The 5,720-nt window shown below is 69.6% G+C and carries 6 protein-coding genes and 1 pseudogene; 1 reads left to right on the top strand and 6 read right to left on the bottom strand.

The window, feature by feature from the left end:
* Positions 1-146: 146 nt before the first annotated feature.
* The 6 genes from IMZ29_RS22020 to IMZ29_RS22045 form a co-directional block, all read right to left on the bottom strand.
* Complete coding sequence (locus tag IMZ29_RS22020; protein WP_216188379.1) at positions 147-287, bottom strand: hypothetical protein; 141 nt, start codon at positions 285-287, stop codon at positions 147-149.
* A 62-nt stretch (positions 288-349) separates the two neighbouring features.
* Positions 350-967: a hypothetical protein gene (locus IMZ29_RS22025; protein WP_216188381.1), complete on the bottom strand. Its 618-nt coding sequence runs from the start codon at positions 965-967 to the stop codon at positions 350-352.
* Complete coding sequence (locus IMZ29_RS22030; RefSeq protein ID WP_216188383.1) at positions 967-1,698, bottom strand: hypothetical protein; 732 nt, start codon at positions 1,696-1,698, stop codon at positions 967-969. The genes IMZ29_RS22025 and IMZ29_RS22030 overlap by 1 nt, the downstream gene beginning before the upstream one ends.
* Positions 1,695-3,143 (bottom strand): pilus assembly protein TadG-related protein, encoded by a 1,449-nt coding sequence (locus tag IMZ29_RS22035; RefSeq protein ID WP_371820394.1) that lies wholly within the window; start codon positions 3,141-3,143, stop codon positions 1,695-1,697. Before IMZ29_RS22035 ends, IMZ29_RS22030 begins: the two co-directional genes overlap by 4 nt.
* A gap of 17 nt (positions 3,144-3,160) precedes the next feature.
* Positions 3,161-3,445, bottom strand: a complete 285-nt coding sequence (locus IMZ29_RS22040; protein ID WP_216188392.1) for a hypothetical protein — start codon at positions 3,443-3,445, stop codon at positions 3,161-3,163.
* Between the two features lie 238 nt (positions 3,446-3,683).
* Positions 3,684-4,571, bottom strand: a complete 888-nt coding sequence (locus IMZ29_RS22045) for a fructose bisphosphate aldolase (protein WP_216188394.1) — start codon at positions 4,569-4,571, stop codon at positions 3,684-3,686.
* A gap of 228 nt (positions 4,572-4,799) precedes the next feature.
* Here IMZ29_RS22045 and IMZ29_RS22050 point away from each other — a divergent pair.
* Positions 4,800-5,522, top strand: a pseudogene (locus tag IMZ29_RS22050) (pseudouridine synthase); the annotation flags it as partial.
* Positions 5,523-5,720: the final 198 nt, after the last annotated feature.

Below are 5,720 nucleotides of genomic sequence, written 5' to 3' on the forward strand. Positions count from 1 at the left end.
GCCTGGGGATGGGCCCGCCTGGCAAGGTTGCGCGAGCGTGCCATGGTGCATGGCTTGGCCGATGCCGAGGTGCATGCCGGCCAGCAGCGCAAAGGCAACCATTCCCTTCCTCGCATGGCGTTGCCATGGTGTCGTCATCGAAACCTCTAGAGTGGCGTGGCGAGGACCGCCACGAAACGTGCATATCCGCGGCGCAAGCCGTCCAGCCACTGTGCGAGGGCGCTGCCATCGGCTTCGCCCAGCCAGACCCCCGCGCTCCACAGCCCCAGCACCAAAGCGACTGTCACGACCGCCGCCTCCACCGAGGACTGCCCGCGCTCATGGCAACCCCACGAACCGCCTCGGCGTCTCATGGCAGCCCCTGCGGCGCGAGGTGGACGGACAGCCCCGTGCCTGCTGCTGCCGTGACCCACACCAGTCGCATGTGCAAAGCGCCCTGTCGCCAGTGCGAGACGGACGGCGAGAGCACCTCGACCTCCTGCCATCCCGACGCCCGCAGCCGCGCGGCCACCGGGCCGCGCACGAACCCCGGCGGCTGCGCATGCGTGAAGAGCCATTGCTGACCGGCGCCCGGCCCGATGGCCGCGCGCAGCGTCCAGCCCGACCCCAGCCATGCGGGCAGCGACGGCGCGCGCGCCCGGGTCAGGTCCAGCTGGGACAGCGTCGCCACCGTGGCGTCGCCCGCTGCCGTCAAGGTCAACCGCCAGGCATCGTCCAGGGGCCCCAGCACGACCCGACCGCCGGCGACGGTCGCCTGCCAGGTCTGCTCGGCATGACTGACGAGGGCATCCATGGCTGCCGCCACAGGCAGTGGAATCTGCGCGACCTGCACGTCCAGTGGCGCGCCGAACCAGGTCATGACCAATGGCTGCAGCTGCGTTCCAGGCGGCCACGCCAATTGAGGCAGCGCCGCCGTGGCAGGCCAGGGAAGCAGCGCCCACAGGATGCAATGGCGCCATCGCGTCATCACCGCCTCCGGGTCAAGCGATCGCCGGGCACCTGATCGGCCCAGGCCAAGACCCAATCCGTGCCAGCCCGTGGCCGGCGCCAGGCGGCATCGACGGGCCATGCCGACAGCCCCACCGTTTGCGCGAGCAACGACGAACCGCCCTGTGCAGCCTGCCAGCCCGGGCGCTGCTGCGCCACGCGCGTCTGGACCTGGGCCGGCGACGCCGCATGACCGGCATCGACGAGCACCGCCGTGCCGCGAGCGAAGGACAGACGGTCTGCAGGGCCAACCGTGAGATCGCGCGCCTGCACGGTCATGGCGGCGATCCGGATGCCGGTGTCCTCCAGCCCCCAGTCCCGCCGCAGCCCTTGCGCAGCAGGCCCGCCAGGCTGTGCCGGATCGGCCAGCGCGACACGCCGCTGCGTGATCTGCGCGCCGGCCAGCAGCGGCCGTCCCGCCGCATCGCGCCAGCGGCCAGGCGCCTCGCCGACGAGACCGGGCACGACGGCCTGCGCGAGCGCTGCCGGCGTGAACTCGTCGCGGGTGGAGAGAAATGCGGCGTGACCACTGCCCAGCACACTGCTCAGCGCCATGTCCTGATAACGACCGACCAGAGGGACGGCCCAGAACAGCACGACCAGGGCCGCCAAGCCGACCATGCCTTCCACCAAGGCCTGGCCGGCCATCGCGCCAGGATGAGGAGTCCGCCGCCGCAACGCCCGTGGACGATGACGCGTCTGCGCGCTCATGCCCCCCTCCCGGCACCGAGACCCTGGCGCTCGCGCGCAAGTGCGCGCTCCTGCGCCGTGACCGACACACGCCGCGCCTGCCAGTACGGTTGATAGAGGCTGGGCCGCTCCTCGGCGCCATCCTGCCGGGGCTGGGGCCGCTCGAAGAACGTCTGTGCCGCGCTGACCACGGCAAGCGCGTCGCCAGGCAGCCGAGCGTTGCCCCGCAATGGACCCGGCCCGACGCGGACTTGGCTCGCAGCCCCCGTCACCGCGAGCCCCCCCGCGCCACGCCAGACCCGCACGGCAAAGCGCACGCCGCTCGCATCCTGCGCCGCGCGCGTGCTGATGTCGACGAAGCCCGGCAGACCCCGCGATTGCCAGCGGATACGACTCGCTCGCGCATACGCATGGGCAAGCGGGTTGCTCGTCCCGTTGAAAATGTCCCAATCCGTGTTGGCCTGGGCCCAGCGCCAGAAGTCCTCCGCACTGAAGTCGGCGGGCGCGTCCACTCCGGCTGACGTCTCTTCGGCCGGCGGACGCCCTTGGGCTGCCGCATCGGCCCAGCCCATGGGGTACTCCCGGAAGTAGCAACCGATCCAGCGATTCGAGCGCAGCGCGTGATACGACTGCGTATCGGTGGACGTCCAGGTGTCATTGCCTTCGAGCGCGGTCTCGCCCCGGCGGCGCAATTCGTGGCGCCGCCAGGGACACCGTGGGCTCACCAGCCACGCGTTGCGCGCGGTGTGGTTGCGCGGATCGAGAAAACCATAGTGAGCCGTTGCCTCACGAACGAGACCGGCCAGCCTCGCGCGCGAGGCGCCGGCATAGACACCGATGAAGCCAGGCAACGTGTCTGCGAGGAACACCGGGTCGAGTTGGGCGGCATCCGCCGCCGGCGTGGCACCCAGCGCATCGTTGGCTTGCAGTACCGCCTGCATGGCGGCCCAGCGCGTGGCGGGCAGCGTGGCCGCCACCGCCTGCTGCGTGCGCCACAGGACCTCGTGAACCAGGCGATCGTGTGCATCGAAGGCCGCGCGCAAGCCCTGCTGCGCCACGGCATCCATGCCGGCGCCTGCCCGCGCTGCGAGATAGGCGGCGCCATGCTGCGGGCCGAAGAGCAGACCGATGACCGAGGCAGGTGGATTGCCCAGGCTGGCACGCGTGCCCTCCGTGGCCACGAAGCGCGAGGCCGACGCGAGCGTCACCAAGTGCGCCATCGCGACTTGGTGGGCGATCTGCGTACGATTGGCGTAGGCCTGCAGATTCAGCGCGCGGGCCACCGCAAGCGCGCCGCTGTAGGCGGCGGCGTCGGCCGCCTGCGTGAGCCGCGCCCGCTCGTGCACGAGTTGTCCGGTATCGAAGAGCCGCAGCAGCGCGGCCACCCCGGCGACCAGCAGAAAGAGCGCGAGAACGAGCGCCTGCCCGGACGGCCAGCGCCGCAGACGCTCCCTGGCGAGCCTCACGCCGTGCACGCGAGCCATCATTGCCCCCCCGCGGCGCCCGCGTTGCCCGTGAAGGCTTTCAATGATCGCGATGCGGTCTGCGACGATGCGCGTCCGGCGGCATCCTGCGCCGCACGCGACTCGGCGCTGCCGTCCTCGCCCGCGAGTTCGCGCGCCATTGCCGCCGTCTGCGAGCGCACCACCTGTCCGAACATTTGATAGACGGCGATGGCGGCCACGGCGATCAGGGCCACGATGATGATGTACTCGGTCATGCCCTGGCCACGTTGGCGCCGTGGCCGATATGTCGATGCGCGTGTCATGCGATTCTCCTGACGGGAACCGCAGTGTGCTCAGCCGGCAGCGGGGTGACTATTCGTGGCAACCGACATGGAGAAAAACCACGCACCTGGCCAACACGATGCGGCCAGACGTGCATGCACCAGTTCGCCCCGGCAGCACGGCGCTGCGGACGCGACATCACAGAGAGAACGTGGGGAGAGCAGCGCCGGAACCGGCGCCACCGCCCGGGGCAGGACGCCCCGGGTGACAACGACGGACTTAGGCGATCGAAGCGCGGTAGATGCTTTCGATGCTTTGATCCAGCGCCTGGTTGAAGGCGTCGTCGGATTGCTGGGCCGACAGGCCTTCGGTCAGCGCGCGGCTGAAGCTGGCGATGACGCCCGGGTTGCGGGCCAGGCGCGCGTTGGCGTCGTCACGGTTGTAGCCACCCGACAGCGCCACCACGCGCACGACGCGCGGGTGATCGACCAGCTCCTGGAAGAAGCCGTCGACTTCCGGCAGCGTGAGCTTCAACATCACGTTGGCGTCGTCGGGCAGCGCGTCCAGACGTTGCAGGAAACCCTTCTTCAGGATCTCTTCAATCGCGGCCTTGTCAGCGGCCTTGATGTTGACTTCGGGCTCGATGATCGGCACGAGGCCCGCATCGACGATCTGCTGGCCGACTTCGAACTGCTGGTCCAGCACCGCGGCGATGCCGGCTTCGTTGGCCTGGTTGATGACCGAGCGCATCTTGGTGCCGAAGATGCCCTTGGCGGCGGCGCGCTTGAGCAGCGCGTCCAGGCCGGGGTTGTCCTTCATCAGTTGCACGCCGTTCGATTCGTCAGCCAGACCTTTGTCGATCTTCAGGAACGGCACGACCTGCTTGCGCTCCCACAGGTACTGGGCGGCGTCCAGGCCTTCGAACTGGCGGTCCATGGTCTGCTCGAACAGGATGGCGCCGAGCACGCGGCGGCCGTCGAAGGCCGGGCTCGCGACGATGCGGGTGCGCATGGCGTGGACCATGTCGAACATCTCGGCTTCGCCGTTGTAGGCGGATTCTTCCACGCCGTAGAGCTTGAGCGCCTTGGGCGTGCTGCCACCGCTCTGGTCCAGCGCGGCGATGAAGCCCTGGCCGTCGGCGACCTTGGCGAATTGTTCCTGGTTCATGGTTGGCTCCTATGGGATGGGGGGATGGCGGATTCTGGGGCGCAGGGCGGCATGGCGCCGGACGCCGCGCGCGCGTGGCCGCAAGCTTACCGTGAAGCGGGTGGGCAGTGCCGGACAAATCGCGATTTTGGCGCCACGGACGGCGTTCGAATTGTAAGGAATACCTAACCCCGTGATCCGCAGGCACTACAATGACGGCCTTCATTTGCTCTTGTCATCCGCACCGCCATGGAACCCGTCCGTATCTCCAAGCTGCTCGCCGAACGCGGCCTGTGTTCGCGCCGCGAGGCCGACAGCTACATCGAGCGCGGCTGGGTGCTCCTCGATGGCGAGGTCGTCACCGAGCTGGGCACCAAGGCCTACCCGCACCAGGACATCGCGCTCAAGCGCCAGGCCCAGTCGGCCCAGACCGCCCGCGTCACGATCCTGCTCAACAAGCCCGTGGGCTACGTCTCGGGCCAGGCCGAGAGCGGGTACCGCCCCGCGGCCTCGCTGGTCGCGCCGCAGACGCAATGGAGTGGGGACAAATCCCCCGTGCGCTTCGCCCCCAGCCACCTGTATGGCCTGGCCCCCGCCGGCCGGCTGGACATTGACTCGCAAGGTCTCCTCGTGCTCACGCAGGACGGCCGCATCGCCCGCGCGCTGGTGGGCGAGGATTCCACGATCGAGAAGGAATACCTCGTGCGCGTGCAGGGCCACCTTTCGGAGGGCGGGCTCGCGCTGCTCAATCACGGTCTGGCGCTGGATGGCCACGAACTGCGCCCGGCGAAGGTGAGCTGGCAGAACGAGGATCAGTTGCGCTTCATCCTGCGCGAAGGCCGCAAGCGCCAGATCCGTCGCATGTGCGAAATGGTAGGCCTGAAGGTGGTGGGCTTGAAGCGCGTGCGCATCGGCAACATCCGCCTGGGTGATCTGCCCCCGGGCGAGTGGCGTTACCTGGGCCGGCACGAGCATCTGGAAGCGCCCGAAGGCGCAAAGGCGCCCAAGCCCGCCGCCAAGAAGGCCGCACCGCGCCGTGCCGCGGCAGCCACGGAGTGGGAAGCCCCGCGGCACTGGGATGCGGCAGAGGCACCCAGCGAGCGTAAGAAAACGCCGAGCCGCGCCGGTGCAGCCCGGCCGGCGCGCGAAGGCGCTGCCCGCCCGACCGGG

Source organism: Verticiella alkaliphila (assembly GCF_018904615.1).
GTDB classification, from domain to species: Bacteria; Pseudomonadota; Gammaproteobacteria; order Burkholderiales; family Burkholderiaceae_B; genus Verticiella; species Verticiella alkaliphila.

Bases quoted from the DNA above. Each gene is read 5' to 3' on its own strand.
- IMZ29_RS22025 (WP_216188381.1), bottom strand. From the start codon at position 967: ATGACGCGATGGCGCCATTGCATCCTGTGGGCGCTGCTTCCCTGGCCT.
- IMZ29_RS22030 (WP_216188383.1), bottom strand. From the start codon at position 1,698: ATGAGCGCGCAGACGCGTCATCGTCCACGGGCGTTGCGGCGGCGGACT.
- IMZ29_RS22040 (WP_216188392.1), bottom strand. From the start codon at position 3,445: ATGACACGCGCATCGACATATCGGCCACGGCGCCAACGTGGCCAGGGC.
- IMZ29_RS22045 (WP_216188394.1), bottom strand. From the start codon at position 4,571: ATGAACCAGGAACAATTCGCCAAGGTCGCCGACGGCCAGGGCTTCATC.